24 protein-coding genes are annotated in these 26,454 nt (G+C 71.2%); 20 read left to right on the top strand and 4 right to left on the bottom strand.

Annotated elements, in window-relative coordinates:
* Positions 1 to 1,031 precede the first annotated feature (1,031 nt).
* Positions 1,032 to 1,703: a hypothetical protein gene (locus ABTZ91_RS01760; protein WP_352075093.1), complete on the bottom strand. Its 672-nt coding sequence runs from the start codon at positions 1,701 to 1,703 to the stop codon at positions 1,032 to 1,034.
* A gap of 168 nt (positions 1,704 to 1,871) precedes the next feature.
* Here ABTZ91_RS01760 and ABTZ91_RS01755 point away from each other — a divergent pair, with 168 nt between their 5' ends.
* From ABTZ91_RS01755 to ABTZ91_RS01660, 20 genes are all read left to right on the top strand, one after another.
* Positions 1,872 to 3,314 carry an MFS transporter gene (locus ABTZ91_RS01755; RefSeq protein ID WP_352075092.1) on the top strand — a complete coding sequence of 481 codons (1,443 nt, stop codon included), beginning with the start codon at positions 1,872 to 1,874 and terminating at the stop codon, positions 3,312 to 3,314.
* Between the two features lie 214 nt (positions 3,315 to 3,528).
* On the top strand, positions 3,529 to 4,698 hold the full coding sequence (locus ABTZ91_RS01750; RefSeq protein WP_352075091.1) for an aminotransferase class I/II-fold pyridoxal phosphate-dependent enzyme: 1,170 nt from the start codon (positions 3,529 to 3,531) through the stop codon (positions 4,696 to 4,698).
* A 132-nt stretch (positions 4,699 to 4,830) separates the two neighbouring features.
* Positions 4,831 to 5,376 (top strand): MaoC family dehydratase, encoded by a 546-nt coding sequence (locus ABTZ91_RS01745; protein ID WP_352075090.1) that lies wholly within the window; start codon positions 4,831 to 4,833, stop codon positions 5,374 to 5,376.
* A gap of 74 nt (positions 5,377 to 5,450) precedes the next feature.
* A complete protein-coding gene (locus tag ABTZ91_RS01740) occupies positions 5,451 to 6,311 on the top strand; it encodes an SAM-dependent methyltransferase (protein ID WP_352075089.1) in 861 nt (286 codons plus the stop codon).
* Positions 6,308 to 7,351: a class I SAM-dependent methyltransferase gene (locus ABTZ91_RS01735; protein WP_352075088.1), complete on the top strand. Its 1,044-nt coding sequence runs from the start codon at positions 6,308 to 6,310 to the stop codon at positions 7,349 to 7,351. The genes ABTZ91_RS01740 and ABTZ91_RS01735 overlap by 4 nt, the downstream gene beginning before the upstream one ends.
* Before the next feature lie 180 nt (positions 7,352 to 7,531).
* On the top strand, positions 7,532 to 8,425 hold the full coding sequence (locus tag ABTZ91_RS01730) for a diiron oxygenase (RefSeq protein WP_352075087.1): 894 nt from the start codon (positions 7,532 to 7,534) through the stop codon (positions 8,423 to 8,425).
* 36 nt (positions 8,426 to 8,461) lie between these two features.
* Positions 8,462 to 9,373, top strand: coding sequence for a hypothetical protein (locus ABTZ91_RS01725; RefSeq protein WP_352075086.1), 912 nt, complete (start codon positions 8,462 to 8,464; stop codon positions 9,371 to 9,373).
* A gap of 1 nt (position 9,374) precedes the next feature.
* Positions 9,375 to 9,848: a holo-ACP synthase gene (gene acpS / locus ABTZ91_RS01720; RefSeq protein ID WP_352075085.1), complete on the top strand. Its 474-nt coding sequence runs from the start codon at positions 9,375 to 9,377 to the stop codon at positions 9,846 to 9,848.
* 17 nt (positions 9,849 to 9,865) lie between these two features.
* Positions 9,866 to 10,117: an acyl carrier protein gene (locus ABTZ91_RS01715; RefSeq protein ID WP_345486570.1), complete on the top strand. Its 252-nt coding sequence runs from the start codon at positions 9,866 to 9,868 to the stop codon at positions 10,115 to 10,117.
* Positions 10,114 to 11,322, top strand: a complete 1,209-nt coding sequence (gene metK, locus ABTZ91_RS01710; RefSeq protein WP_352075084.1) for a methionine adenosyltransferase — start codon at positions 10,114 to 10,116, stop codon at positions 11,320 to 11,322. Before ABTZ91_RS01715 ends, metK begins: the two co-directional genes overlap by 4 nt.
* 28 nt (positions 11,323 to 11,350) lie before the next feature.
* Positions 11,351 to 12,334, top strand: a complete 984-nt coding sequence (locus ABTZ91_RS01705) for a carbohydrate kinase family protein (RefSeq protein ID WP_352075083.1) — start codon at positions 11,351 to 11,353, stop codon at positions 12,332 to 12,334.
* Positions 12,331 to 15,801, top strand: a complete 3,471-nt coding sequence (gene metH / locus ABTZ91_RS01700; protein ID WP_352075082.1) for a methionine synthase — start codon at positions 12,331 to 12,333, stop codon at positions 15,799 to 15,801. Before ABTZ91_RS01705 ends, metH begins: the two co-directional genes overlap by 4 nt.
* Positions 15,798 to 16,688, top strand: coding sequence for a methylenetetrahydrofolate reductase [NAD(P)H] (metF, locus tag ABTZ91_RS01695; RefSeq protein ID WP_352075081.1), 891 nt, complete (start codon positions 15,798 to 15,800; stop codon positions 16,686 to 16,688). The genes metH and metF overlap by 4 nt, the downstream gene beginning before the upstream one ends.
* The gene (ahcY, locus tag ABTZ91_RS01690) at positions 16,681 to 18,096 is read left to right on the top strand and encodes an adenosylhomocysteinase (RefSeq protein ID WP_352075080.1); all 1,416 of its coding nucleotides are present in this window, start codon (positions 16,681 to 16,683) and stop codon (positions 18,094 to 18,096) included. Before metF ends, ahcY begins: the two co-directional genes overlap by 8 nt.
* Positions 18,097 to 18,102: 6 nt before the next feature.
* Positions 18,103 to 18,780 (top strand): maleylpyruvate isomerase family mycothiol-dependent enzyme, encoded by a 678-nt coding sequence (locus ABTZ91_RS01685; RefSeq protein ID WP_352075079.1) that lies wholly within the window; start codon positions 18,103 to 18,105, stop codon positions 18,778 to 18,780.
* 82 nt (positions 18,781 to 18,862) lie between these two features.
* Complete coding sequence (locus ABTZ91_RS01680) at positions 18,863 to 22,687, top strand: amino acid adenylation domain-containing protein (RefSeq protein ID WP_352075078.1); 3,825 nt, start codon at positions 18,863 to 18,865, stop codon at positions 22,685 to 22,687.
* Between the two features lie 95 nt (positions 22,688 to 22,782).
* Positions 22,783 to 23,061 carry a hypothetical protein gene (locus ABTZ91_RS01675; RefSeq protein WP_352075077.1) on the top strand — a complete coding sequence of 93 codons (279 nt, stop codon included), beginning with the start codon at positions 22,783 to 22,785 and terminating at the stop codon, positions 23,059 to 23,061.
* Positions 23,062 to 23,256: 195 nt separating this feature from the next.
* Positions 23,257 to 23,553, top strand: a complete 297-nt coding sequence (locus ABTZ91_RS01670) for a DUF2087 domain-containing protein (protein ID WP_352075076.1) — start codon at positions 23,257 to 23,259, stop codon at positions 23,551 to 23,553.
* On the top strand, positions 23,550 to 24,185 hold the full coding sequence (locus ABTZ91_RS01665) for a LysE family transporter (RefSeq protein WP_352075075.1): 636 nt from the start codon (positions 23,550 to 23,552) through the stop codon (positions 24,183 to 24,185). The genes ABTZ91_RS01670 and ABTZ91_RS01665 overlap by 4 nt, the downstream gene beginning before the upstream one ends.
* A 114-nt stretch (positions 24,186 to 24,299) precedes the next feature.
* Positions 24,300 to 25,046: a class I SAM-dependent methyltransferase gene (locus ABTZ91_RS01660; RefSeq protein ID WP_352075074.1), complete on the top strand. Its 747-nt coding sequence runs from the start codon at positions 24,300 to 24,302 to the stop codon at positions 25,044 to 25,046.
* Between the two features lie 44 nt (positions 25,047 to 25,090).
* Here the strand turns inward: ABTZ91_RS01660 and ABTZ91_RS01655 are convergent, their stop codons facing one another.
* From ABTZ91_RS01655 to ABTZ91_RS01645, 3 genes are all read right to left on the bottom strand, one after another.
* Positions 25,091 to 25,492, bottom strand: a complete 402-nt coding sequence (locus tag ABTZ91_RS01655) for a PIN domain nuclease (protein WP_352075073.1) — start codon at positions 25,490 to 25,492, stop codon at positions 25,091 to 25,093.
* A complete protein-coding gene (locus ABTZ91_RS01650) occupies positions 25,489 to 25,707 on the bottom strand; it encodes a type II toxin-antitoxin system VapB family antitoxin (protein WP_352075072.1) in 219 nt (72 codons plus the stop codon). Before ABTZ91_RS01650 ends, ABTZ91_RS01655 begins: the two co-directional genes overlap by 4 nt.
* Before the next feature lie 92 nt (positions 25,708 to 25,799).
* The gene (locus ABTZ91_RS01645; RefSeq protein ID WP_352075071.1) at positions 25,800 to 26,372 is read right to left on the bottom strand and encodes a dihydrofolate reductase family protein; all 573 of its coding nucleotides are present in this window, start codon (positions 26,370 to 26,372) and stop codon (positions 25,800 to 25,802) included.
* Positions 26,373 to 26,454: the final 82 nt, after the last annotated feature.

Below are 26,454 nucleotides of genomic sequence, written 5' to 3'. Positions count from 1 at the left end.
TGGCCCCCTTCGCCACCGCGTCAAGGGCGCTCCCTTCGGTCGCGTCGCTGCGCGATGGCCTTCGGCCACCCTTGACTCGGTGGCTGCGGGGGCCTTTTCACACTCGGAGGGCGGCCGGGGGGCGTGGCCACGCGGGCGGGCCCGGATATCCGCTGGGCGCCGTAGGCGCCTGCGGCGGGGCGGGTGGGGGGTGCGCGGTTGTTGAGTGGGGTGCCCAATCCTGGTTCGGCGGCCAGCGGCCGTCGTTGCGCTGGGATTCAGGCCCCGCTGATCACTGTGGGTGGGTGGAAGGGGCTCAGCGGTGTGGCCCGGTGGGTCAAAGTGGTCCCTCGCGGGCTGCCGTGTGACGGCAGTGAACTCCTGTGACAGCGGAGGCACTTCGACTGTCTCGGCGGCGGGGTTTGCACCGCCCGGTGGGGCGGAGCCGCCGATGTCCGGCTGTCGGGTGACGTGAGTGCACTGTTGTGACACAGGGGGTGATCTCGGGTGGGTGTCTGCGGTCCCGGTGGTGCTAAGTCCGTCCTCGCGGGCCGATCTGTGACGGGTGTGTCTGGTGTGACTTCAGAGGCGGACTCCCGCCCGCGAGGACGCAGTTTGCACCGCGACCGGCCCCTCCCACCCACCGGGAGTGACCAGCGGGGCTTGAATCCCGGCCGAACGGCGGCGGCCGGCCGCTGAACCTGGATTGGGCACCCCATTCCACGCCCGCGCACCCCCACGGCGGGCGCCTGGATTCCCCAGTCCGGCCATGAACTAAGCCCCCCACCCACCCAGCCGCAGGCGCCTACGGCGCCCAGCGGATATCCCGCCTCCCCGCGTGGCCACGCCCCCCGGCCGCCCTCCGAGTGGGAAAAGGACCCCGGAACCGGCCGGTCAAGGGTGGCCGAAGGCCATCGCGCAGCGACGCGACCGAAGGGAGCGCCCTTGAGGGGCCGGTGCAGGGGGCCACACTCGGAGAGAGGGCGGCCGAGCCAGAAGCTCACCGGAAACGGTCACCCCGACAGGGCCCAGACCCCCGCCCCGAGTACCCCCTATCCCGCCAGCCCCTCCAGCTCCCGTTCCACGTTCCCCCGCGCCTTCTCCTCCCACGCCGCCGCGCCGTACGGAGTGCGGAACAGCCTCGGCAGTGCGAGGAGGTGGCGGAGGACGGCCGCCCGGCCCTCGCGGAACGCGTCGTCCGGGACGAAGGCGTACTCCTCGCGGACCGCCTTCGTATACCCCTCGTAGGTACCCGGGTCGCTCGCCAGGATCGCCAGGTCCGCGTCGCACAGGGTCTCGCCGTTGAGGTCGCCCGGGGCCGGGTCGTGGGTGATGGTGAGGCGGACCAGGCGGGCGACCTCCGTGACCTCGCGCGGGGTGAGGCCGGCCTCGGTGAGGGCCCGTTCGGCCAGGGTGGCCGAGCGTTCCTCGTTCTCGGAGCGGTCCGGCCGGTAGACCGCGTCGTGGAACCACGCGGCCAGCCGGACCAGTTCCAGCTCCCCGCCCTCGCCGCCCTGGTCGGTCAGTTCGTCGATGCGGTCGAGGACCGCCCGCAGGTGGTCGACCGTGTGGTAGCGGCGCTGCGGCTCCGACCAGCGGGCCAGGAGCTCGCGGCCGTACGGCAGGGGATCCGGCCCCTCGCGGCCCGCGCGGGCCGCGAGGAGGGTGGCGGTCCAGCGGGTCAGGAGTTCCTGGTCGCGGACGGTGCTCGGCTCGGCGGTCATGAGGGGCATTCTGCCCGGCCCGGGCCCGGCGCGCGGGCCGGAAGCACTGCTTCCTCCGCGCCTCCCGCGCGCCCTCATCTCACTCTTACATACCCCCCAAGGGTATGCTACGGTGCTCCACGCAGGTACCCCCCAGGGGTATGTCACCGCGAGCGAAGGGTCAGGGCAATGTCAACCGTCAATCCCCGGCGCTGGTGGGCACTTGTCGTGCTCGCCGCCGCGCAGTTCATGGTCATCATGGACACCTCCATCATCGGAGTCGCGCTCCCCGAGATGCAGAAGGAGCTCGGCTTCTCCCAGGGCGAGCTCCAGTGGGTCTTCAACGCCTACGTGATCGTCTTCGGCGGTCTGCTGCTCCTCGGCGGCCGCCTCTCCGACCTCATCGGAGCCCGCAAGATCTTCGTCTCCGGCTGGGCGATCATGATCGCCGGATCGATCCTCGCCGCGGCCGCGCAGACCGCCTGGGTCGAGATCGCCGGCCGCGCCGTCCAGGGCGTCGGCGGTGCGCTCATCGCGCCCTCCGCCATGACCCTGCTGATGATGCTCTTCATGCACGACCCGAAGGAGCTCGGCAAGGCGATGGCGCTCTACGGCGCCGCGGCCCCGGCCGGCGGCACCGCGGGCGTGTTCCTCGGCGGCGTCTTCACCGAGTGGGCCGCCTGGCAGTGGTGCTTCATCATCTACGTCCCGATCGGCATCGCGACCCTCGCCGCGACCAAGCTCCTCCCGAACGTCGAGTCCCGCCGCGGCTCCGTCGACGTCCTCGGCGCCGTCGCCGTCACCGCCGGTCTCGCCCTCGGTGTCTTCGCGGTCGTCCGCGCCCCCGAGGTCGGCTGGGGCTCCACCGCCACCGTCCTGGAGCTGGCCGGTGCCGCCGCCCTCATCATCCTCTTCTTCGTGATCCAGAAGGCCGTCCGCGAGCCCCTCATGCCGCTCAGCGTCTGGCGGGTCCCGCGCCTCGGCTCCGCCAACCTGGCCATGACGCTGCTCGGCGCCGCCTGGATCCCGATGTGGTACTTCCTCAACCTCTACCTCCAGCAGGTCCTCGGCTACGGCGCCTTCGCCTCCGGTGCCGCCCTGCTGCCCATGACCGGCCTGCTGATGATCTTCATGACGGCCATCACCGCCAAGCTCATGGCGAAGGTCGGCGCCAAGCCGCTCATCGGCGTCGGTCTGCTCGTCCTCGCCGCCGGTCTGGTCTGGCTGGCCGCCGTCGAGCCCACCGGCTCCTTCGTCGTCGACGTCCTGCCGGCCTCGCTCGTCGCCGCGCTCGGCATGTCCCTCGCCTACATCCCGGCCATGATCGCCGCGATGTCCGGTGCCCCGCAGGAGCAGGCCGGCCTGGCCTCCGGCATCGTCAACACCACGTACAACGTCGGCTCCGCGCTCGGCCTCGCCGCCCTCACCGCGGTCGCCATGTCGCAGGGTGCCGCCGAGCTCGGCAACCTGCCGAAGCTCACCGAGGGCTTCTCTTCCGCCTTCATCGGCGCCGCGATCATCGCCGCCGTCGGCGGTGTGATCACCCTCCTGCTCATGAAGAGCGACAAGGCGCTCGCCGCCGGGGCCCCCGCCCCCGCCGCCGAGCAGCAGGGCGACAAGGTCACCGTCTGACCGGCCCCGTCACCCCGGTTCCCAGGGGCCGCCCGATGTCCGTTCACCGGCCATCGGGCGGCCCCCTTCTCGTACGGCCGCCTTCGCGTACGGACTCTTCCCGTACGCCTTCTCGTACGGCCCCCACTGCGTACGGCCCCCTTTTCGTACGCCTCCTTTCATGCGGCGGTTCTTCCGCCGCCCGCCATTACTTCCGCTCGGAGAGGAAACCTCCATGGACCTGAACACCCGCGCCGTCCACGTCTCCCACGAGCCCCCCGTCCCCGGCAGCCGGCCGCTGTCCGTGCCCCTCGTGCAGTCGTCCGCCTTCGCCTTCGACTCCGCCGACGAGCTCGCCGAGGCGATGGCCGGGCCCGACGGGCGGTACGTCTACAGCCGCCGCGGCAACCCGACCGTCCGCGCCCTGGAGCGGACCCTCGCCGGCCTGGAGGGCGGCGCCGGGGCCATCGCCTTCGCCTCAGGAATGGGCGCCATCAGCGGGGTGCTGCTCGCGCTCCTCAAGCCCGGCGACCGGGTGGTGGCCCAGCGCTGCCTGTACGGCGGGACCTACGCCGTCCTGTCCGACCTCGCCGCCCGCTACGGCATCCAGGTCACCTACGTCTCCGGCGACGACCCGGCCGAGTTCGAGGCGGCGGCCCAGCATCCCGCCACCCGGCTCCTGGTCCTGGAGACCGTCGCCAACCCCACCGGGCAGGTGCCCGACCTGCCCGGACTGCTCGCCGCCGCCCGCAGGATCGGGGTGACGAGCCTGGTCGACAACTCGCTCGCCTCGCCCGTGCTGTGCCGGCCGATCGAGCTCGGCGCGGACGTCGTCGTCCACTCCACCACCAAGTACCTCTCCGGCCACTCCGACGTCCTCGGCGGGGCCGCCGTCTTCGCCGACGACGACCTGCGCCGGGCCGTCTGGCCGCGCACCGTCGAACTGGGCGCCTGCGCCGACCCGTTCGCCGCCTGGCTGACCCTGCGCGGCATCCCCACCCTGCCGCTGCGGATGCGCGAGCACTGCCTGAACGCCGCCGTGCTCGCCGAACGCCTCACCGCGCGCCCCGACGTCACGGCCGTGCACTACCCGATGCTTCCCGGCCACCCCTCGTACGGCATGGCCCGCAAGGTGCTCGCGGGCGGCGGGGGCCTGCTCTCCTTCGAGCTTGCGGGCGGCCGGGAGGCGGGGAGGGCCTTCATCGAGCGCGTACGGGTCGCCCGGCTCGCGCTGTCGCTCGGCGGCGTCGAGTCCCTGGTGACCCACCCGGCGTCGACCTCGCACCGCGAACTGGACGCCGGCGCGCTGGCCGCCGCCGGGATCGCGCCGGGGCTCGTGCGGATGTCGGTCGGGATCGAGGCGGTCGAGGACCTGTGGAGCGACATCGAACAGGCCCTGGCCTGAGGCCCGTTCGGGTGAGGAACAGCCCCCGCTCGAAGCGCCTGAAGCCTTCTTTTGGGTTGACAAAATAAATGACTGATTCGTAGATTGGGTGATGCCAGGGAACGACCACTCCTAGGTCAAGGGGGGCGCGAGATGCGCTACTTCGAGGACTTCCGGCCCGGCGACGTCCACGAGCTGGGCACCGTCACCGTCACGACGGAGGAGGTGCTGGACTTCGGAAAGCGCTTCGACCCGCAGCCCTTCCACACGGACCCCGAGCTCGCCAAGGACTCGCAGTTCGGCGGGCTGATCGCCAGCGGCTTCCACACCCAGGCGATGTTCATGCGCCGCTACGTCGACGGACTGCTCGCCTACAGCGCCTGCATGGGCTCGCCCGGCATCGACGAGGTCCGCTACCTGCGGCCCGTACGCCCCGGTGACGTCCTGCGGGCGCGGGTGGAGATCCTTGGCGCCACCCCGTCTCCGTTCAACCCCACCAGCGGCACCGTCAAGCCGCGCTGCACGCTGGTGGCCGCCGACGGGACGGCCGTGTTCAGCATGATCCTGCACAGCATCTTCCGGCGCCGTCCCGCCGGAGCCGAGGCCGGCCATCTGTCGTCGATGCCCGCGGCCGCGGATCCGGCCGGGTGCTGCTCGCGCCCCGCGAAGAGCGCTGCCGAACCGGTCATGAGCGCCTGACGACCGCCCGTCGCCAGTGCCGCTGAGCACGGCCGTCCGAATCTCTCGCAACCACCAGTGAAGGGGGACCTCCTGTGGAGGCCGTATCCCGCACCGCCCAGTGGACCGCCGCCGCGCGCGCCCTGGAGACCGAGCGCGAGGACCGGCTGTTCGCCGATCCCTACGCGCGCACCGTCGCCGACCAGATCGGCTTCGAGCTGCTCGAGCGCTACGCCGGCGGCGGCACCGTGCCGTTCCTCGCCATCCGCACCACCTACCTGGACCGCGCCATCGTCAAGGCGGTGGAGGAGCGCGGCATCCGCCAGGTCGTCTTCCTCGCCGCCGGCATGGACACCCGGTTCTTCCGGCTGCCCTGGCCCGACGGCGTCACCGTCTACGAGCTCGACCGCCCGGCCCTCCTGGAGGCGAAGGCCGAGATGCTGGCGAACGAGCCGCAGCCGGCCGGCCGCACCCGGATCACCGTGCCGGTCGACCTCACCCAGGACTGGACCGGCCCCCTGAAGGAGGCGGGGTGGAAGAGCGACGAGCCCGTCCTGTGGGTGGTCGAGGGCCTGCTGTTCTTCCTGCCGGAGGAGGCCGTACGGACCCTCATCTCGACGCTGTCCGCGCACGCGGCGCCCGGCTCCGTGCTGCTCGGCGACGTCATCTCCAAGGCCGCCCTGGAGAACCCGCTCGCCCGGACCTTCCTGAACGCGCTGAAGGAGGACGGCAACCCGTGGCTCTTCGGCACCGAGGAGCCCGAGGCGCTGCTCGACGCGTGCGGCTGGACCGTGCGCGAGGTCAGGCAGCCCGGTGAGCCCGGCGCCGACTTCGGCCGCTGGCCCTACCCGGTCCCGGCGCGCTCCGTCCCGCGCGTGCCCCGCTCCTTCCTGTTCACGTGCGAGCTCCCGACCACGAACGGCTACCACGGCAACCAGGAGGAGAAGGCCGCATGAGCGCCCACGACTTCCACCAGAAGGTCATCACCGACGCCGGCGCGGCCGTCCGCGGCCTGACCGTCGCCCTCGGCGAGCGCCTCGGCCTCTACAAGGCCCTCGCCGAGCACGGCCCGCTCACCGCCGCCGAGCTCGCCGCGAAGACCGGCACCAACGAGCGGTACATCGAGGAGTGGCTGCACGCCCAGCTCTCCGCGGGGTACGTGGAGCGGCACCCGAGCTCGCTGACGTACACCCTGCCCGCCGACCACGTCGAGGTGCTCGCCGACCCGACCGCGGTCACCTTCGCCGCCGGTTTCTTCACGGCCCTGAAGGCGCTGTACGCCACCGAGGACCTGCTCGTCGAGGCGTACCGGACGGGCGACGGCGTCGGCTGGGCCGAGCACGACCCGGCCCTCGACACCGGCATGGGCTCCTTCTTCCAGCCGACGTACGAGCACAAGCTCGTCCCCGACTGGCTGCCCGCCCTGCACGAGGTCACCGACAAGCTGGCCGCCGGCGGCACCGTCGCCGACGTCGGCTGCGGCGTCGGGCACACCACGCTGCTGATCGCCAAGGCGTTCCCGAAGGCGACGGTGTACGGCTTCGACTACTCCGAGGAGGCCATCTCCCTCGCCCGGCAGCTCGCCGAGGAGGCCGGTCTGTCCGACCGGGTCGTCTTCGACGTCGCCTCCGCCGACGACTACCCGGGCTCCGGCTACGACCTGGTCTGCTTCTTCAACGCCCTGCACGACATGGGTGACCCGGTCGCCGCCGCCCAGCACGTCCACAAGTCGCTGGACGCGGACGGCACCTGGATGCTCGTCGAGTCGAACGTCTCGCCGGCCGACATCGACACCCAGACCCCGGCCGCCCGCATGTTCATGGCCCTGTCCGCCGTGATGTGCCTGCCCGTCGCCGTCGCCCAGCGCGGCCCGCACGCGCTCGGCAACCACTCCGGCGAGAAGGCCTTCCGCGCCATCGCCGAGGAGGCCGGCTTCACCCGCTGGCGCCGCGCTACCGAGACCCCGGTCAACGCGGTCTACGAAGTCCGGCCCTGACACGCCCGCCTGGCCTGTCCGGCCACCCTGAGGGCGAGTGAGCCGAAGGGGCGCGCCGAGGGAACGGTGCCGAGCGCGCGCAGGCCCCGAGGAACGAGGGGTCGAGCACGGTCGGTGCTGTGAGCTCGGCTCAAGCGCCCCGGAGGTGAACCGAGCCACAAAGAAGAAGGAGCCAACGTTATGGGCGTCACCGCCCCGCTGCCGGTCACCGACCGGTTCATGGAAGTCCTGGAGCGGCTCAGCGAGCGTTCCGTCGAGGACTACTACAACCCGTACCAGACCTTCCAGTGGCCCGAGACGCTGGAGGAGAACCGTTTCTGGATGACCCCGGAGCTGCTCACCGTCTACGGCACCGAGCACTACGACACCCTCGGCGAGGAAACGCTTCAGCGCCTGTCGAAGTGGGAGTCCATCAACTTCTACAGCCTCAACGTGCACGGCATCCGCGAGCTCCTGATCGAGGTCGTCGGCCGCATCCACATGCCGGGCTTCGAGGTCCCCTCGGACTTCTTCCACCACTTCATCGGCGAGGAGAACGAACACATGTGGTTCTTCTCGGAGTTCTGCCGGCGCTACGGCAACAAGATCTACGGCTCCACCGCCATGCGCGCCGACGCCGCCTGGGAGCCCGAGGTCGAGAACTTCCTGGTCTTCACCCGCATCCTGTTCTTCGAGGAGCTGGTCGACCACTACAACTCCCGGATGGCCAAGGACGACGCCCTGTGCCACACCATCCGCGAGGTCAACCGCATCCACCACCAGGACGAGTCCCGCCACATCGCCTTCGGGCGCGAGCTGGTCTCCCTGCTGTACCAGCGCATGTGCCAGGCGGTCAGCGCCGAGCGGGTCCGTGAGGTCGAGGCGTACCTCAAGCGGTACGTCGTCTACAGCATCAACTCGCTCTACAACCCCCACGTGTACCGCGACGCCGGCATCCCCGACCCGCTCGCGCTGCGCAACAGCCTCGTCGCGGACGAGCGCCGCCGCCCGCACGAGCGCAAGGCGATCCGCAAGCCGCTGTCCTTCTTCCTGAAGACCGGGATCTTCTCCGACGACACGCTGCCCGTCGTCTGAGTCCCCAGGAACCTCCCACCGAGAGGTGCACCGACCATGACCGTGACGACCCCCGCGAGCGTCGGGGAACCCGAGGCCGCCACCGGCGGCGGCGCCAGGGGCCTGCCCGCGCTCGGCCCGGAGGCGACCCGCCTGCTGCGGCTCCTCGACGACACCTTCGAGGGCTGGGGAGTGGCCGCGGGCGCCCGCCCGATGACCATGCCCCCGCTGCTCCCGGCCGCCGACCTGGCCAAGCTCGACTACTACGACAACTTCCCCCACCAGGCCGTCGTCGCCGCCCCGCTCGACTTGGAGCGCCGCGCGACCACGCCCTTCGACACCGACACCGGCCGCTTTCCGACCGCCGCGCTCGAACCCGCCGCGCTCGGACTGCCCTCGGCGTCCTGCTACGCCGTCTACCTCACCCACCAGGGCACCCAGGTCGCCGACGACACCCTCGTCACGATCTGCTCCTGGTGCTTCCGCAAGGAGACCCACTACGAGGGCATGCGGCGCCAGCTCGGCTTCCGCATGCGGGAGATCGTCGCGATCGGCGGACGCGAGCACGCCGAGAACCACCTGGCGGCCTTCACCGCCCGCATCCACGCCTTCGCCGAGGCCCTCGACCTGCCGCTGCGCAAGGAGGCCGCCTGTGACCCGTTCTTCGACAAGGGCGGCTCGAAGGCCCTGCTCCAGCGGCTCACCCCGGTGAAGCACGAGTTCCTGTACGAGGACCTGGCGATCGCCTCGGTCAACACGCACCGGAACTTCTTCGGCGACCGCTGCGACATCACCCTCGCGTCCACCGGCGGCCCCGCCTTCACCAGCTGTGTCGCCTTCGGCCTGGAGCGGTGGCTGTCGGCGCTCACCCGCCGGCACGGCGGGTGGGAAGCCGCCACCCAGGCGGTCCTCGACGCGAACGCCCGCCTGCGGGCCGGAGCGAGCGGCGCGGCCGGGCCGGTGATCTGACGTGCCGGCCCGTCCCGTCGCCCCGCCGGCGGGCGGCCTGGGCTGGGCGAACCTCGGCATGGACATCGTGTCCGTCAACCGTGTCCGCAGGCTTCTCGCCCAGTACGGGGAGAAGTTCTTCGAGCGGATGCTCACCCCCGGCGAACTCGCCGACTGCCGCACCGCCGACGGGCTCGACGTCATGAGCCTGTGCGGCCGGATCGCGGCCAAGGAGGCGGCCTTCAAGACGTTACGCGTCCGCGGCAGGTTCCTGCCCTGGCCCGACATCGTCGTACGGCGCTCCGAGGGCGGCTGGCCGCTGGTCGAGCTGCGCGGACCGGCGGCCGAGATGGCCCAGGAGTCCGGCATCTCCGAGATCACCGTGTCCATCAGCCACGACGTGGACTACGCGGTCGCGGTCGCCGCGCCGATCATCGCCCCCACCCCACCCGTATCCACCGCCCCACCCGTATCCAGCACCCCCATCGAGCAGTAGCGAAAAGGAGAGCAATCATGGCCGACGGCCTGCAGACGGTGAAGAACTGGATCCTCGAGCGGCACCCCGAGCGTGACGACATCGCGCCCGACCTCGACCTGATCGAGAACCGGCTCATCGACTCGCTGTCCTTCGTCGAGTTCGTCTTCCTGCTGGAGCAGGAGAGCGGCACCGCCATCCAGATGGAGACCCTGGAGGTCGACTCCATCCGGACCCTCGGCGCCATCGAGCAGCACTTCTTCAAGGCCCCGGCGGAGGTCCAGGCATGAGCCGCCGCCTGTTCACCTCGGAGTCCGTGACCGAGGGCCATCCCGACAAGATCGCCGACCGGATCAGCGACACCATCCTGGACGCGCTCCTCAGCCAGGACCCGCACTCCCGGGTGGCGGTCGAGACGCTGATCACCACCGGCCAGGTCCACATCGCCGGCGAGGTCACCACCAACGCGTACGCGCCGATAGCCCAGCTGGTGCGCGACGCCGTTCTCGACATCGGCTACGACTCCTCCGCGAAGGGCTTCGACGGCGCCTCCTGCGGTGTGTCGGTGTCCATCGGCGCCCAGTCGCCGGACATCGCGCAGGGCGTCGACACCGCCTACGAGTCCCGGGTCGAGGGCGCCGGCGACGAGCTGGCCGCGCAGGGCGCCGGCGACCAGGGCCTGATGTTCGGCTACGCGTGTGACGACACCGCCGAGCTGATGCCGCTGCCGATCGCGCTGGCCCACCGGCTGTCGCGCCGGCTCACCGAGGTCCGCAAGAACGGCACCGTGCCGTACCTGCGCCCGGACGGAAAGACGCAGGTCACCATCGAGTACGACGGCGACAGGCCGGTCCGGCTCGACACGGTGGTCGTCTCCAGCCAGCACGCCGCCGACATCTCCGTCGAGGGCCTGCTGACGCCCGACATCCGCGAGTACGTCGTCGAGCACGTCCTCAAGGAGCTCGTCGAGGAGGGCGTGACCCTGGAGTCCGACGGCTACCGGCTCCTGGTCAACCCGACCGGCCGCTTCGAGGTCGGCGGCCCCATGGGCGACGCCGGCCTCACCGGCCGGAAGATCATCATCGACACGTACGGCGGCATGGCCCGGCACGGCGGCGGTGCGTTCTCCGGCAAGGACCCCTCCAAGGTGGACCGCTCGGCCGCGTACGCCATGCGCTGGGTCGCGAAGAACGTCGTCGCGGCCGGGCTCGCCCGGCGCTGCGAGGTGCAGGTCGCGTACGCCATCGGCAAGGCCGAGCCGGTCGGCCTCTTCGTCGAGACCTTCGGCACGGGCGCCCTGCCGGACGAGAAGATCCAGGAAGCGGTGTCCCAGGTCTTCGACCTGCGGCCGGCCGCGATCATCCGTGACCTCGACCTGAAGCGCCCCATCTACGCGGCCACCGCCGCCTACGGGCACTTCGGCCGCGAGCTCCCCGACTTCACCTGGGAGCGCACCGACCGCGTCGAGGCCCTGAAGACGGCCGCGGGCCTCTGAGGAAGCAGAGGGAGCTGAGGGAGTCGACATGCGTATCGCTGTCACCGGATCCATCGCGACCGACCATCTGATGACCTTCCCGGGGTGGTTCAGCGAACAGCTGATCGCCGACCGCCTCGACCGGGTCTCCCTGTCGTTCCTCGCCGACAACCTGGAGGTCAGGCGCGGCGGAGTGGCAGCGAACATCGCCTTCGGGCTCGGCGTGCTCGGCCTGCGTCCCGTCCTCGTGGGCGCGGTCGGCGCCGACTTCGAGCCGTACCGGATCTGGCTGAAGGACCACGGTGTGGACACCGACTCGGTGCGCGTCAGCGAGTCGCTCCACACCGCCCGGTTCGTCTGCACCACCGACCGGGCACAGAACCAGATCGCCACCTTCTACGCCGGTGCGATGACCGAGGCCCGCGAGATCGACCTGCGGGAGGTCGCCGCCCGGACCGGCCGCCTCGACATCGTCCTGGTCTCCCCGGACGACCCCGAGGCCATGCTGCGGCACACCCGCACCTGCCGCGAGCTCCAGATCCCCTTCGCCGCCGACCCCTCGCAGCAGCTCGCGCGGCTCGACGGCGGACAGGTGCGGGACCTGGTGGACGGGGCCCGGTTCCTGTTCACCAACGAGTACGAGACGGCCCTGCTCCTGGACAAGACCGGCTGGTCCGAGGCGGACGTGCTGCGCCGCGTCGGCACCTGGATCACCACCCACGGCGAGGCCGGCGTCCGCATCCGCGGCGAGGGCCGGACCCCGCTCGCCGTGCCGGCCGTCCCCGTCGCGGGCGTCGTCGACCCGACCGGCGTCGGTGACGCCTTCCGGGCCGGATTCCTCGCCGGGACGCTGTGGGGCGTGCCCGAGCGCTGCGCCGCCCAGCTGGGCTGCGCGGTCGCCGCGACCGTCCTCGACTACGTGGGGACGCAGGAGTACCGGCTGCACCGGGAGCCGCTCCTGGACCGGATCAGGACCACCTACGGCATGGGCTGCACCGCCGAACTGCTGACGCATCTGAGGGGGCTGACGTGAGCCAGGCCAGACGCTCGCTACGGGACGAGTTCGCCGCCCGGGTCGTGGTGGCCGACGGGGCGATGGGCACCATGCTCCAGGCCGCCGACCCGACGATGGACGACTTCACCGGCCTCGAGGGCTGCAACGAGATCCTCAACCTCACCCGCCCGGACATCGTCGCCTCCGTCCACGACGCCTACTTCTCCGTCGGCGTGGACTGCGTGGAGACGAACACCTTCGGCGCCAACCTCGCCGCGCTCGCCGAGTACGGCATCGAGAACCGCGTCTACGAGCTGTCGGAAGCCGGCGCCCGCATCGCCCGCGGTGTCGCCGACGCCCACACCGCCGCCGACGGCCGCCCCCGCTGGGTGCTGGGCTCCATGGGCCCCGGCACCAAGCTCCCGACCCTCGGGCACGTCACCTACGAGCCGCTGCGTGACGCCTACCAGCAGAACGCCGAGGGCCTGATCCGCGGCGGCGCCGACGCCCTGCTCATCGAGACCTCGCAGGACCTCCTCCAGACGAAGGCGGCCGTCATCGGCGCCCGCCGCGCCCTGGACTGGTGCGGCGCCGACGACCTGCCGCTGATCGTGCAGGTCACGGTGGAGACGACGGGCACGATGCTGCTCGGTTCGGAGATCGGTGCGGCGCTGACGGCGCTTGAGCCGCTGGGCATCGACATGATCGGCCTCAACTGCGCGACCGGGCCGGCGGAGATGGCCGAGCACCTGCGCTATCTGTCGAAGCACGCCCGGATCCCGCTGTCGGTGATGCCGAACGCGGGCCTGCCGGTGCTCACCTCCGACGGCGCGCACTACCCGCTGTCGCCGGCCGAACTCGCCGACGCCCAAGAGGCGTTCGTACGCGACTACGGCCCCGCCCTCGTCGGCGGGTGCTGCGGCACCACTCCCGAGCACCTGCGGGAGATCGTGGAGCGGGTGCGGGGCGCGGCGGTCCCCGACCGGCGGCCGGTGGCGGAACCGGGCGCGTCCTCGCTCTACAGCCATGTGCCGTTCCGGCAGGACACGGCGTACCTGGCGATCGGTGAGCGGACGAACGCGAACGGGTCGAAGAAGTTCCGTGAGGCGATGCTGGAGGGCCGCTGGGACGACTGTGTGGAGATGGCGAGGGACCAGATCCGCGAGGGTGCGCACATGCTGGACCTGTGCGTGGACTATGTGGGCCGTGACGGTGTCGCGGACATGGCGGAGCTCGCGGGCCGGTTCGCGACCGCCTCGACGCTGCCGATCGTGCTGGACTCGACCGAGGTGGAGGTCATCCGGGCCGGTCTGGAGAAGCTGGGTGGCCGGGCGGTCATCAACTCGGTCAACTACGAGGACGGTGACGGGCCGGAGTCGCGGTTCGCGAAGGTCACGGCGCTGGCCAAGGAGCACGGGGCCGCGCTCATGGCCCTGACGATCGACGAGGAGGGCCAGGCGCGGACGGTCGAGGCGAAGGTCGCGATCGCGGAGCGGCTGATCGCCGATCTGACGGGGAACTGGGGCATCCGCGAGTCCGACATCCTGATCGACACGCTGACCTTCACGATCTGTACGGGTCAGGAGGAGTCGCGGAAGGACGGTATCGCGACGATCGAGGCGATCCGTGAGCTGAAGCGGCGCCACCCCGACGTGCAGACGACCCTGGGGTTGTCGAACATCTCCTTCGGGTTGAACCCGGCCGCGCGGATCGTCCTGAACTCGGTGTTCCTGGACGAGTGTGTGAAGGCGGGTCTGGATTCGGCGATCGTGCACGCGTCGAAGATCCTGCCGATCGCGCGCCTGGAGCCGGAGCAGGTCGAGGTCGCCCTCGATCTGATCTACGACCGCCGGCGGGAGGGGTACGACCCGCTGCAACGGCTCCTCGAACTCTTCGAGGGTGCGACGGCGAAGTCGCTGAAGGCGGGCAAGGCGGAGGAGCTGGCCGCGCTGCCGCTGGAGGAGCGGCTGAAGCGGCGGATCATCGACGGCGAGAAGAACGGCCTGGAAGCGGACCTGGACGCGGCGCTCGTGGAGCGTCCGGCGCTGGACATTGTCAACGAGATCCTGCTGGACGGGATGAAGACGGTGGGTGAGCTGTTCGGCTCGGGCCAGATGCAGCTGCCCTTCGTCCTCCAGTCCGCGGAGGTCATGAAGACGGCGGTGGCATATCTCGAACCCCACATGGAGAAATCGGACGCCGAGGGCAAGGGAACGATCGTCCTGGCGACCGTCCGGGGCGATGTCCACGACATCGGCAAGAACCTCGTCGACATCATCCTCTCCAACAACGGCTACAACGTGGTCAACATCGGGATCAAGCAGCCCGTCTCCGCGATCCTGGAAGCAGCGGAACAGCACTCCGCCGACGTGATCGGCATGTCCGGTCTCCTGGTCAAGTCGACTGTGATCATGAAGGAGAACCTGGAGGAGCTGAACGGCCGGGGGCTTGCCGCCAAGTATCCGGTGATCCTCGGCGGCGCTGCTCTGACCAGGGCGTATGTGGAGCAGGATCTCCACGAGATCTACCAGGGCGAGGTCCGCTACGCCCGCGACGCCTTCGAGGGCCTGCGGCTGATGGACGCGTTGATGGCGGTGAAGCGGGGGGTGCCGGGGGCGAGGCTGCCGGAGCTGAAGCAGCGCCGGGTGCCCAAGCGGGAGACGCCGTTGTTGGACGAGGTGCGCGAGCGGGAGCCGGCAGGCCGTAGCGACGTGGCGGTGGACAACCCCGTACCGGAGCCGCCGTTCCTCGGGACAAGGGTCGTCAAGGGGATCCAGCTGGCGGAGTACGCGTCCTGGCTGGACGAGGGCGCCCTGTTCAAGGGGCAGTGGGGTCTGAAGGACAAGGAGACCATCGAGTCGGAGGGCCGGCCGCGTCTGCGCATGTGGCTGGACCGGTTGCAGACGGACCACCTCCTGGAAGCGGCCGTGGTGTACGGCTACTTCCCTTGCGTGTCCAAGGGCGACGACCTGATCGTCCTGGACGAGGACGGAGGCGAGCGGACCCGCTTCACCTTCCCGCGCCAGCAGCGGGGCCGCCGCCTCTGCCTCGCCGACTTCTTCCGCCCCGAGGACTCCGGCGAGGTGGACGTGATCGGTCTCCAGGTCGTGACGGTGGGCTCGCGGATCGGGGAGGAGACGGCGAAGCTGTTCGCCGCCGACGCCTATCGCGACTACCTCGAACTGCACGGTCTGTCCGTGCAGCTCGCCGAAGCCCTCGCCGAGTACTGGCACGGCCGGGTCCGCGCCGAGTGGGGCATCGCGGGATCCGACCCGGCCGGCATCGAGGGCATGCTGCGGACCGAGTACCAGGGCTGCCGCTACTCCCTCGGCTATCCCGCCTGCCCCGACCTGGAGGACCGCGCCAAGATCGCCGCACTCCTCAAGCCCGAGCGGATCGGAGTCGTGCTCTCGGAGGAGTACCAGCTGCACCCCGAGCAGTCCACGGACGCCTTCGTCGTCCACCACCCCGAGGCCAGCTACTTCAACGCGGGAGGCCGCCGATGAGCCACAGGCCCGTGCACCCCGCCCCCGGGGCCCCCACCTTCTCCTTCGAGTTCTTCCCGCCGAAGACCGACAAGGGCGAGCAGACGCTGTGGGACGCGATCCGGCGCGTGGAGGCGCTCGCGCCGGACTTCGTCTCCGTGACGTACGGCGCGGGCGGCTCGTCCCGGGACCGCACCATCGACGTCACCCAGCGGATCGTCACCGAGACGACCCTCCGGCCCGTCGCCCACCTGACCGCCGTCGGCCACTCGGTCGCCGAACTGCGGGCGATCATCGGCGCCTACGCGGACGCCGGCGTGCGGGACGTCCTCGTCCTGCGCGGCGACCCGCCGGGCGACCCCCGGGGAGCCTGGTCGCCGCACCCGGACGGTTTCACCTACGCGTACGAACTGGTCGAACTCGTACGGTCGTTGGGGGAGTTCCGGATCGGTGTGGCGGCCTTCCCTGAGGGGCACCCGCGTTCGCCGGACGCGGCCAGTGACATCCGGCACTTCGTCGCCAAGTGCCGGGCGGGCGCGGACTACGCGATCACGCAGATGTTCTTCGACCCGGAGGACTATCTGCGCCTCCGCGACCGGGTCGCCGCGGCGGGCTGCGACACCCCGATCATCCCCGAGATCATGCCCGCCACCGACGTACGGCAGATCCGCCGGTTCGCCGAGCTGTCGGACGCGGCCTTCCCCGAGGACCTGGCCCACCGCCTGGAGGCGGCGAAGGACGATCCGGCCGCCGCCTACCGGATCGGGGTCGAGCACGCGACGGCGATGGGGCTGCGGCTGCTCGACGAGGGTGCGCCGGGGCTGCACTACATCACGCTCAACAAGTCCACGGCGGCTCTCGAAATCCACCGATCGATCCAAGCGTCAAGGAGCTTCGTTCATGCCTGACACCACGGCCGCGGCCACGGCCTTCACCGACTTCAAGGTCGCCGACATCGGTCTGGCGGAGTTCGGCCGCAAGGAGATCACGCTGGCCGAGCACGAGATGCCGGGCCTGATGGCGATCCGCCGCGAATACGCCGCCACCCAGCCCCTCGCCGGGGCCCGGATCACCGGCTCCCTCCACATGACCGTGCAGACCGCCGTCCTCATCGAGACCCTCGTCGCGTTGGGTGCGCAGGTCCGGTGGGTGTCCTGCAACATCTACTCCACCCAGGACCACGCCGCCGCCGCCATCGCCGCCGCCGGCATCCCCGTCTTCGCCTGGAAGGGCGAGACGCTGGAGGAGTACTGGTGGTGCACCGAGCAGGCCCTGACCTGGCCCGACGCCGACGGACCCAACATGATCCTCGACGACGGCGGTGACGCCACCCTCCTCGTCCACAAGGGCGTCGAATACCAGAAGACCGGCACCCTCCCCGAAGCCACCAACGAGGAACTCGCCGTCGTCCGCAGCCTCCTCGAAACCACCACCCTGGACTGGACGGCGATCGCCGCCGGCATCCGCGGTGTGACCGAGGAGACCACCACCGGTGTCCACCGCCTCTACGAGATGCACCGCGACGGCGCGCTCCTCTTCCCCGCCATCAACGTGAACGACGCGGTCACCAAGTCGAAGTTCGACAACAAGTACGGCTGCCGCCACTCCCTCATCGACGGCATCAACCGCGCGACCGACACCCTCATCGGCGGCAAGACGGCCGTCGTCTGCGGCTACGGCGACGTCGGCAAGGGTTCCGCCGAATCGCTGCGCGGCCAGGGCGCCCGCGTCATCGTCACCGAGATCGACCCCATCTGCGCCCTCCAGGCGGCGATGGACGGCTACCAGGTCACCACCCTCGACGAGGTGATCGAGACCGCCGACATCTTCATCACCACCACCGGCAACAAGGACATCATCATGGCGTCCGACATCGCCAGGATGAAGCACCAGGCCATCGTCGGGAACATCGGCCACTTCGACAACGAGATCGACATGGCCGGCCTCGCCGCCATCCCCGGCATCGTCAAGGACGAGGTCAAGCCCCAGGTCCACACCTGGACCTTCCCCGACGGCAAGACCGTCATCGTCCTGTCCGAGGGCCGCCTGCTCAACCTCGGCAACGCGACCGGCCACCCGTCCTTCGTCATGTCGAACTCGTTCGCCGACCAGACCCTGGCCCAGATCGAGCTCTACACCAAGACCGACCAGTACCCCGTCGGCGTGCACACCCTCCCCAAGCACCTCGACGAGAAGGTCGCCCGCCTCCACCTCGACGCGCTCGGCGTCAAGCTCACCACCCTCCGCCCGGAGCAGGCCGAGTACATCGGCGTCCCCGTCGAAGGCCCGTACAAGCCGGACCACTACCGCTACTGAGGCCTCATGTGTAGCGACTGTCTCAACGACGACGTACGCGACCCGTGGCTCCCGGACCGTCTGCTGAAGACGGAGCGGGACCTGCTGATGCCGCTGCTGCGCCGTACGCCCGAGGCGGCGTACGAGCTCCGCACCGCCTGCCCCGGCTGGACCGCCCGGCAGGTGCTCGCCCACTGCGCGGCGGCGCTCGTCAGGATCGTCGAGGGGCGCCTGGAGGAGGGCGTGTTCCTTCCCGAGGCGAACGCCGCCGACGTGGCCGAACGCGAGGACTGGCCGCTCGGCCGGATCCTCGACGAACTGGAACGGGGCCTCACCGAGGCCGGTACGGTCATCGCCGGGCACGAGGACGGCCGCCTCGACGCGGTCGCGCTCGGCGAGTGGGTGCACGCGGGGGACGTACGGGAGGCCTTCGGCGAGCCCGGCGCCTACTGCGGCGACGCACTCGACCTCGCCCTGCCGCTGCTGTCGGTCACGAGCCGCAGGCGGGAGACCCCGCGCCTGGTGGGGGTGCTCGCGGACCGGGCCCGGAAGGTCGACCTCGGCAACGCGATCGAGGGCCGGGCGCCGGCCCGCTTCCACGGCGACGCGGCCACCCTGATCCGCATCTACTCGGGCCGCCCGCTGGTCCGCACCCGCTACGAGCTGACGGGTGCGACGGAGCAGGAACTCCTCATCTACCGCTGAGGACGGCGGCGGGCCCCGGTCCTGGCAGGACCGGGGCCCGCCCTTCTCATTCGAGGCATCACTTCACGCAGGGGGGACCTTCATGCCCAGTACGTTGGACCGACTGCTGCGCGCCCAGGTACAGGCGCGCCCGGACGACACCGCCGTCGTCTTCGAGGACGACACCCTCACCTTCCGCGAACTCCACGAGGGCGCCGCCGTCCTCGCCGGCTACCTCCGCACCCTCGGCGTCGCGGCCGACGACCGCGTCGGCGTCCACGTCGAACCGTCACTCGAACTGATGATCGGCACGTGGGGGGTGGTGCTCTCCGGCGGCGCGTACGTCCCGCTGTCCCCGGAGTACCCGGAGGAGCGCCTCCGCTACATGATCGAGGACAGCGGCGCCCGGATCGTCTTCACCCAGGAACGTTTCCGCGCCCGGGTCACCGAGCTCGCCCCGCCCGGCACCACCGTCGTCACCCTCAAGGACGCCGTGCAGCACGCCTGGCGCGGCGAAGGCGACGCACGGCCCCTCGCCGACCCCGAGCTGAGCCCCGCCCAGCTCGCGTACGTGATCTACACCTCGGGCTCCACCGGCAGACCCAAGGGCGTCATGGTCGAGCACCGCTCGATCGCCGCTCAGATGCGCTGGATGGCGGCCGAGCACCACCTCGGCCCCGGTCAGACCGTCGTCCAGAAGACCCCGATGAGCTTCGACGCCGCCCAGTGGGAGATCCTCGCCCCGGCCGTCGGCGCCCGTGTCGCCATGGGCCCGCCGGGGGTGTACCGCGACCCCGAGGGCCTGATCGACACCGTACGGCGGCACGGGGCCACCATGCTCCAGTGCGTGCCGACCCTCCTCCAGGCCCTCCTGGACACCGAACGGTTCGGCTCCTGCATCACCCTGCGCCGGGTCTACTCGGGCGGCGAGATCCTCTCCCGCAACCTGGCCGTCCAGCTCCTCGCCGAACTGCCCGAGGCCGAACTGGTCAACCTGTACGGCCCCACCGAGTGCACCATCAACGCCTCCTCGCACACCGTGGACCGCGCCACCGTCGCCGACGGGCCCGCCGCGATCCCCATCGGCAGACCGGCGTACGAGACCACCTTCCACATACGCGACGGCGAGCTGTGCATCGGAGGCGTCCAGGTCGCGCGGGGGTACCTGGACCGGCCCGAGCTCACGGCGGAACGCTTCCTCACCACCGACACCGGGGAACGCCTCTACCGCACCGGCGACCTGGCCACCTGGAACGAGGACGGCACCGTCCAGTTCGCGGGCCGCGCCGACAACCAGATCAAGCTGCGCGGCTTCCGCGTCGAGCTCGACGAGATCGCGCTCGCCATCGAGAACCACGACTGGGTGAAGTCGGCCGCCGTCATCGTCAAGAACGAGCCCCGCACCGGCTTCCAGAACCTGGTCGCCTGCGTCGAGCTGTCCCCGAAGGAAGCCGCCCTGATGGACCAGGGCAACCACGGCGCCCACCACCAGTCCAAGGAGTCCAAGCTCCAGGTCAAGGCGCAGCTGTCCAACGCGGGCACCCTCGACGCGCGCGAGCTGGCCGGCCGCCCGGTCGTCGAGCTGCCCGGCCGCACGCCCTCCGCGCGGATGCGCCGTACCGTCTTCGCCCGCAAGACCTACCGCTTCTACGAGGGCGGGCCGGTCACCCGCGCCGACGTCCTCGCCGCGCTCGCCCGCCGCCCCGAGGGCATCGGCTCCCGCGCGATCGGCACCCTGGCCGCCGCCGACCTCGGCGAGATCCTGCGCTGGTTCGGCCAGTTCCTCAGCGAGGAGCGGCTGCTGCCGAAGTACGGCTACGCGTCGCCGGGCGCGCTGTACGCGACGCAGCTGTACGTGGAGGTGCGGGGGATCGCGGGCCTGGAGCCCGGCACGTACTACTACCACCCGGTGCACCACCGGCTGCACCTGATGGAGCCGGGAACGCCGGACGGCGAGCCCTCGGTCCGCTTCGGCTTCCGCGGCAAGTGGGAGGCCGTCGAACCCGTCTACAAGAACAACATCCGCGAGGTCCTGGAGATCGAGACCGGCCACATGGTGGGCCTGCTCGAGGAGGTCCTGCCGGGCCTCGGCCTCGCGATCCGCCCGGTGCGCGGCGGGGAGGGACCGCGGGACCTGGGGCTCTTCGAGCTGGTCCCGTACGACGAGGACACGGCCGACGGTCCCGAGGTGGACCTGTACGTGCAGTCCCACCCGGACCGGATCGCCGACCTGCCCGCCGGCCAGTACGCCTACCAGGGCGGGGAGTTGGTCCGCGTCGCGGACGCCCTGGTGGAGAAGAAGCACGTCATCGCGATCAACCAGGCCGTGTACGAGCGGGCGAGCCTCGGCGTGACCGTCATCAGCAGGACGGCGGAGCCCTGGCGTGCGTACATCGACCTGGGCCGGGCGCTCCAGCGGCTCCAGCTCGGCGACCACGGGCTCGGGTTCATGTCGTCCGGCTACAGCTCCATGTCCGGCCACCCGCTGCCGGCCGCCCGCCGCGTGGACGAGATCCTGGCGGCGGCGGGCCGGGCCACCGGCCCCTCGTACTTCTTCGTCGGCGGCCGGGTCAGCGAGGAGCAGCGGCTGAGCGAGGGCATGTACGAGGACACCGTCCACATGAAGGGCCCCGCGGAGATGATCCGCGACGACCTGGCGCACCACCTGCCCGACTACATGATCCCCAACCGGGTGGTGGTCCTGGACCGGCTGCCGCTGTCCGCCAACGGCAAGGTCGACACCAAGGCGCTGGCCGACCTCGCCGTCGTCAACGCCGGTCTGCACGGCCGCCCGCACGTTCCGCCGCGCACCCGCACCGAGCAGCGGCTCGCGGAGATCTGGGCGGCGGCGCTCAAGTACGAGGAGGTCGAGGCGGTCTCCGTGCAGGACGACTTCTTCGAGTCGGGCGGCAACTCGCTGATCGCGGTCGCGCTGATCACGAGGATCAACCGGGAGTTCGGCGCGGGGTCCGGGGCGTCGGGGAGCGGGTCCGGGGGCGAGACCGGTTCCGGGGGTGCGTCCGGGGCGTCCGGGGGCGGGTCCGGTCAGGGGGGTGCGTCCGGGGGTGCGGGGCTTCCGCTCCAGATCCTCTTCGAGTGCCCCACCATCGAGAAGCTGGCCCACCGTCTGGACGGCGCCGCCGCGACCCCCGCCTCCCGCCTGGTCCGGCTGCACGCCGAGGGCGACCGGTCGCCGGTCTACTGCTGGCCGGGCCTCGGCGGCTACACCATGAACCTGCGCTTCCTCGCCGAGGAGATCGGCATCGACCGGCCCTTCTACGGGGTGCAGGCGCACGGCATCAACCGGGGCGAGACCCCGTACGACACCATCCGCGAGATGGCCGCCGCCGACGTGGCCGCCATCCGCCGGCGCCAGCCCGCCGGCCCGTACACCCTGTGGGGCTACTCCTTCGGCGCCCGCGTCGCCTTCGAGTCGGCGCACCTCCTGGAGGCGGCGGGCGAACAGGTGGAGCACCTGTTCCTCATCGCGCCGGGCTCCCCGAAGGTCCGGGAGGAGTCGGCGGCGGGCGGCGCCTCGTACGACAACCCGGGCTTCACCCGGATCCTGTACTCGGTCTTCGCGGGCGCCCTGGAGGACGTACCGGCGAAGGACGCGGAGGGCTTCGCCGCGTACGTGACGGAACGGTTCCCCGCCCTCGACCCGGAGCTGGTCGCCCGGATCATCGCCATCGTGGAGAAGACCTTCGCGTTCACCTACACCTTCCGGGAGCTGACCGAGCGGACCGTCTCCTGCCCGGTCACGATCTTCAAGGCGCGGGGCGACGACTACTCCTTCCTGGAGACGGCGACCGGCTGGTCGAAGCGCCCGCCGACGGCGGTGGAGCTCGACGCCGACCACTACAGCCTGCTGCGGGCGCCGGACCTGCGGGAGCTGGTGAAGAAGATCCGCTACCGGCTGGGGCGGTAGTCGCCGCCCGTTCGGGCGGCCTGGTGGTGCGGGGCGGGGGAGACGGCTGTGTGCTGGTCGGGACCCCCGTCCCCACCCTGTGGAGGAGCAGCACCATGGCCGTCATCGTCACCATCGCGATCCCCGGCGGAACGCAGGAGCTCTACGAGCGCACCACCGAGCGGATCACCGGCGCGGACTGGTGGCCCGCGAAGGGCTTCCTCGCGCACGCGGCGGGGCCCGACGGGTCGGGCGGATGGCGGGTCGTCGACTTCTGGGAGTCGGAGACGGACTTCATGGCCTTCGCGGAGAAGGCGAGGCCGATCTTCCAGGAGGAGGGCACGCCGCAGATCGCGCCGAGGATCGAGGAAGTGGTGAACGTGATCACGCGCTAGCCCGGCCCGTGCGGGGGCGCGGCACCGGTACGGGGGGCGACACCCGCGCGGGCCCCGCGCCCCCGTCCCGCGTCGGCCGCGGGGGGGCGACACCCGCTCCGGCCCCGCGCCCCCGTCCGACGTCCGCCGGGGGGCCCGGTTTCCGTCCCGTAAATGCTTTGCGGGCCGGCCGCCCGGACCGTCACGCTTCACCGCATGAACACCACCACCGCCGATCTGTTCGCGGCCGACGGGCGCCTCAAGGCGATCCCGCGGAAGCCCGCGCGCCGGGCCGCCCTGCTCGACCATCTCGCCGCGACGCTCTTCGAACCGACCCGCTCCTACACCGAGCGCGAGGTCAACGAGGCCCTGAAGACCGTGCACGACGACTTCCCGGCCCTGCGCCGCTATCTGGTCGTCGGCGGGCAGCTCGCCCGTACGAAGGACGGCTCGGCCTACCACCGACAGCAGCAGCCCGGCGCCCCCGCAGGAGCGACCCCCGCCGTCGCGTGATCGCCGCGGCGGTGGCCGGCCTCCTCGCCGGCTACGGCATCGCGATCCCGGTCGGCGCGGTCGGCGCCTACCTGGTGGCCGTCACGGCCAGGACCGGCTGGCGCACGGGCGCCGGCGCGGCCCTCGGCGTCGCCACCGCGGACGGCGCCTACGCCCTCCTCGCGGTCGCGGGCGGCTCCGCCCTCGTCCCGCTGCTCACTCCCGTGATGACCCCGCTGCGCTGGGCGTCCGCGGTGGTCCTGGTGGCCCTCGCGGTCCGGGCGGGCGTGCTCGCCGTACGGACCTACCGCGCCGGGGCACTGGCCTCGCGGGACGACGGGGCGACGGGCCTGACGCCGGGCCGCGCGTACGTCACCTTCCTGGGCATCACGATCCTCAACCCCATGACGGTGATCTACTTCGCCGCCCTGATCCTCGCCACCGGCCCCGACGCCCCCGCGACCCTCGCCGAGCGCACGGTCTTCGTCCTCGCCGCGCTGCTGGCCTCCGCCAGCTGGCAGCTCCTGCTCACCACCGGTGGCAGCCTCCTCGGCCGCGCCCTCGCCGGCCCGCGCGGCCGCCTCGTGACGGCGCTCGCGTCGAGCACCCTGATCACGGTCCTGGCGGTGCGCCTGGTGGGGGGAGGCCCGTAGAGGAGGCCGAGCCCTGTCCCGTATCTCTGTGTCTTCCGCCAGTACGGCGAGGCGCCCGCTTCCGGCAAGACTGCCAAGCGACCGGACCGCCAACTGTGCACGGGGAGACGAGACATGAGCAGCGCACGGCAGCAGTACGACGAGATCGGCGAGGCGTACGAGGGCTTCAAGGCACTGCCGCTGGAGCAGTACGCGGTGGTGCCGAGCTTCCTGGCCCTGGTCGGGGACGTGACCGGCAGGTCGGTCCTCGACCTGGCCTCCGGCACCGGCTTCTACAGCCGCGAGTTCCGGCGGCGGGGCGCCTCGGAGGTGCTCGGCGTCGACATCTCCAGCGAAATGGTCGCCGTGGCACGGAAGTTGGAGGAAGCAGATCCGCTGGGCGTCTCCTACGAGGTGGGTGACGTCGCCGAACTGCGCTCGTTCGAGCGGCCCTTCGACATCGCCCTCGGCGTCCAGATGCTCAGCTACGCGCCGGACATCGCCACCACCGAGCGGATGTGCCGCAACATCCACCGCAGCCTGAAGCCCGGCGGGGAGTTCTTCATCCTCAACCAGTCGCCCGACTACCGCTTCGACGGCCCGACCCCTGAGCGGTACGGCTTCCGCGTCGAGCTCACCGGCGAGCGGATCGAGACCGGCCCCAAGGTCCGCCTCACCGCCCTCCTCGACCCGCCGGTCTCCTTCGTCGCCCACCGCCCCCGCCGCGAGGTCTACGAGAACGCCCTGCGCGCCGCCGGCTTCCGCGACCTCACCTGGGTCCCGGTGACGGTCTCCGAGGCGGGCCTGCGCGCGTTCGGCCCCGACCACTGGGCCGACTTCCACGCCAACCCGCCCCTGGAGATGCTCCGCTGCCGCGCCTGACCGGCCGCCGCCCGCCGGGCCGCGAGCGCGGCCGGCGGGAGGCTTCAGAGGGTGTCGAGCCGGAGCATCGGGATGCCGGGGCGGACCTTGGCGATGGCGCCGAAGTCGTCGACGTGGACGAGGGCCATCCCGTGCTGCTCGGCGGTCAGCGCGATCACGATGTCCATGGGGGACGGGCCGCGGTGGTGACCGATCCGGACCAGGTCCCGCTGGACCTCGATGACCTCCCGCCAGGGGTTGTCGGGCGCGGGGACCCAGCCGAAGGTCCGGCCGAGCATCGTGAAGAACGGCTCGTGGTCCCGGTCGGCCCGCAGCCCCGGCATCAGCTCCGCCTCGACGGGCGGGCAGAGGGAGACCTGCCCCCGTGCCACCCGCTCCGGCCAGGGCGAGCCGATCTGCCGGCGCAGGATGCGCCACACCGCCGAGGTGTCGGCGAGGTAGTTCACCGGCCGGAACGCTCCCGCTCTTCCAGGAAGTCGAAGTCGAGGAAGTCCTCGGCGTTGTCCTGGAGCCACCGAAGCGCCCGTGCGCGGTCCTCCGCGCTGGTCGCCGCCGCTATGGTCAGGGCCCGGTTGATGGTGTCCCGCTTGGTCTTGGTCCCGAGCTGTCGCTGGGCGAAGGCGAGCATCTCGTCGTCGACGTCGACCAGGGTCTTGGACATGGGCGACCTCCGCAGGGGGTATATCCGAGTGTCGTCAGTATATCCCCTGATGTGAGGTGGCCGCAGGGCCGCGAGCGCGGTCGGCGTAACCGTCACCGGACGACGTCGAAGACCTGCTTCTGGACGCCGTTGGCGTACGCCTCGTGCTCGACCAGCTTCAGCTTCTGGGCGTCCTTGTCCGTGGTGCTGAAGAGCCGCTTGCCGGCGCCCAGGAGCAGCGGGAAGACCAGCAGGTGGTAGCGGTCGATCAGGCCCGCGTCGGAGAGGGCGCGGTTCAGGGTGGCGCTGCCGTGGACGATGATCGGGCCGCCCTCGGTCCGCTTCAGGGCGGCGACCTCGTCGAGGGAGCGCAGGATCGTGGTCTCGCCCCAGTTCGTCACCAGGTCGTCCTCGGTGAGGGTGGTGGACACCACGTACTTCGGCATCTCCTTGTAGTCGGCGAAGTCCTCCATGTCCGGCCACACGGTGCTGAACGCCTCGTAGCTGGTGCGGCCGAGGAGCATCGCGGAGGCCTCCTTCTGCTCCCGGCCCTTGATCTCGAAGGCCTCGGGCAGGAACTCGACCTCCTTGAAGGTCCAGCCGGAGTTGCGGTAGCCGGGCTCGCCGCCCGGGGCCTCGACGACGCCGTCGAGCGAGACGAAGGCGGTGCTGATCAGAGTGCGCATGAAGGTTCCCTCGGTGAGTCGCCGTAAGGCCGCGGTGCGTATCGCGGTCATGATCTAGGACCGGCGGCCCGCCGGAAAGTCA

It is taken from the genome of Streptomyces sp. NPDC126499, assembly GCF_040302485.1.
Taxonomy (GTDB): domain Bacteria; phylum Actinomycetota; class Actinomycetes; order Streptomycetales; family Streptomycetaceae; genus Streptomyces.
Note: the sequence above shows the minus strand (reverse complement) of the source record. Positions and strands in the feature narration are given on the sequence as shown.

Coding starts and splice junctions, on each gene's coding strand:
- ABTZ91_RS01755 (WP_352075092.1), top strand. CDS start 1,872: ATGTCAACCGTCAATCCCCGGCGCTGGTGGGCACTTGTCGTGCTCGCC.
- metK (WP_352075084.1), top strand. CDS start 10,114: ATGAGCCGCCGCCTGTTCACCTCGGAGTCCGTGACCGAGGGCCATCCC.
- ABTZ91_RS01760 (WP_352075093.1), bottom strand. CDS start 1,703: ATGACCGCCGAGCCGAGCACCGTCCGCGACCAGGAACTCCTGACCCGC.
- metF (WP_352075081.1), top strand. CDS start 15,798: ATGAGCCACAGGCCCGTGCACCCCGCCCCCGGGGCCCCCACCTTCTCC.
- ABTZ91_RS01675 (WP_352075077.1), top strand. CDS start 22,783: ATGGCCGTCATCGTCACCATCGCGATCCCCGGCGGAACGCAGGAGCTC.
- ABTZ91_RS01715 (WP_345486570.1), top strand. CDS start 9,866: ATGGCCGACGGCCTGCAGACGGTGAAGAACTGGATCCTCGAGCGGCAC.
- ABTZ91_RS01685 (WP_352075079.1), top strand. CDS start 18,103: ATGTGTAGCGACTGTCTCAACGACGACGTACGCGACCCGTGGCTCCCG.
- ABTZ91_RS01670 (WP_352075076.1), top strand. CDS start 23,257: ATGAACACCACCACCGCCGATCTGTTCGCGGCCGACGGGCGCCTCAAG.
- ABTZ91_RS01725 (WP_352075086.1), top strand. CDS start 8,462: ATGACCGTGACGACCCCCGCGAGCGTCGGGGAACCCGAGGCCGCCACC.
- ABTZ91_RS01680 (WP_352075078.1), top strand. CDS start 18,863: ATGCCCAGTACGTTGGACCGACTGCTGCGCGCCCAGGTACAGGCGCGC.
- ABTZ91_RS01730 (WP_352075087.1), top strand. CDS start 7,532: ATGGGCGTCACCGCCCCGCTGCCGGTCACCGACCGGTTCATGGAAGTC.
- ABTZ91_RS01705 (WP_352075083.1), top strand. CDS start 11,351: ATGCGTATCGCTGTCACCGGATCCATCGCGACCGACCATCTGATGACC.
- ABTZ91_RS01645 (WP_352075071.1), bottom strand. CDS start 26,372: ATGCGCACTCTGATCAGCACCGCCTTCGTCTCGCTCGACGGCGTCGTC.
- ABTZ91_RS01745 (WP_352075090.1), top strand. CDS start 4,831: ATGCGCTACTTCGAGGACTTCCGGCCCGGCGACGTCCACGAGCTGGGC.
- ABTZ91_RS01660 (WP_352075074.1), top strand. CDS start 24,300: ATGAGCAGCGCACGGCAGCAGTACGACGAGATCGGCGAGGCGTACGAG.
- ahcY (WP_352075080.1), top strand. CDS start 16,681: ATGCCTGACACCACGGCCGCGGCCACGGCCTTCACCGACTTCAAGGTC.
- ABTZ91_RS01750 (WP_352075091.1), top strand. CDS start 3,529: ATGGACCTGAACACCCGCGCCGTCCACGTCTCCCACGAGCCCCCCGTC.
- ABTZ91_RS01735 (WP_352075088.1), top strand. CDS start 6,308: ATGAGCGCCCACGACTTCCACCAGAAGGTCATCACCGACGCCGGCGCG.
- ABTZ91_RS01650 (WP_352075072.1), bottom strand. CDS start 25,707: ATGTCCAAGACCCTGGTCGACGTCGACGACGAGATGCTCGCCTTCGCC.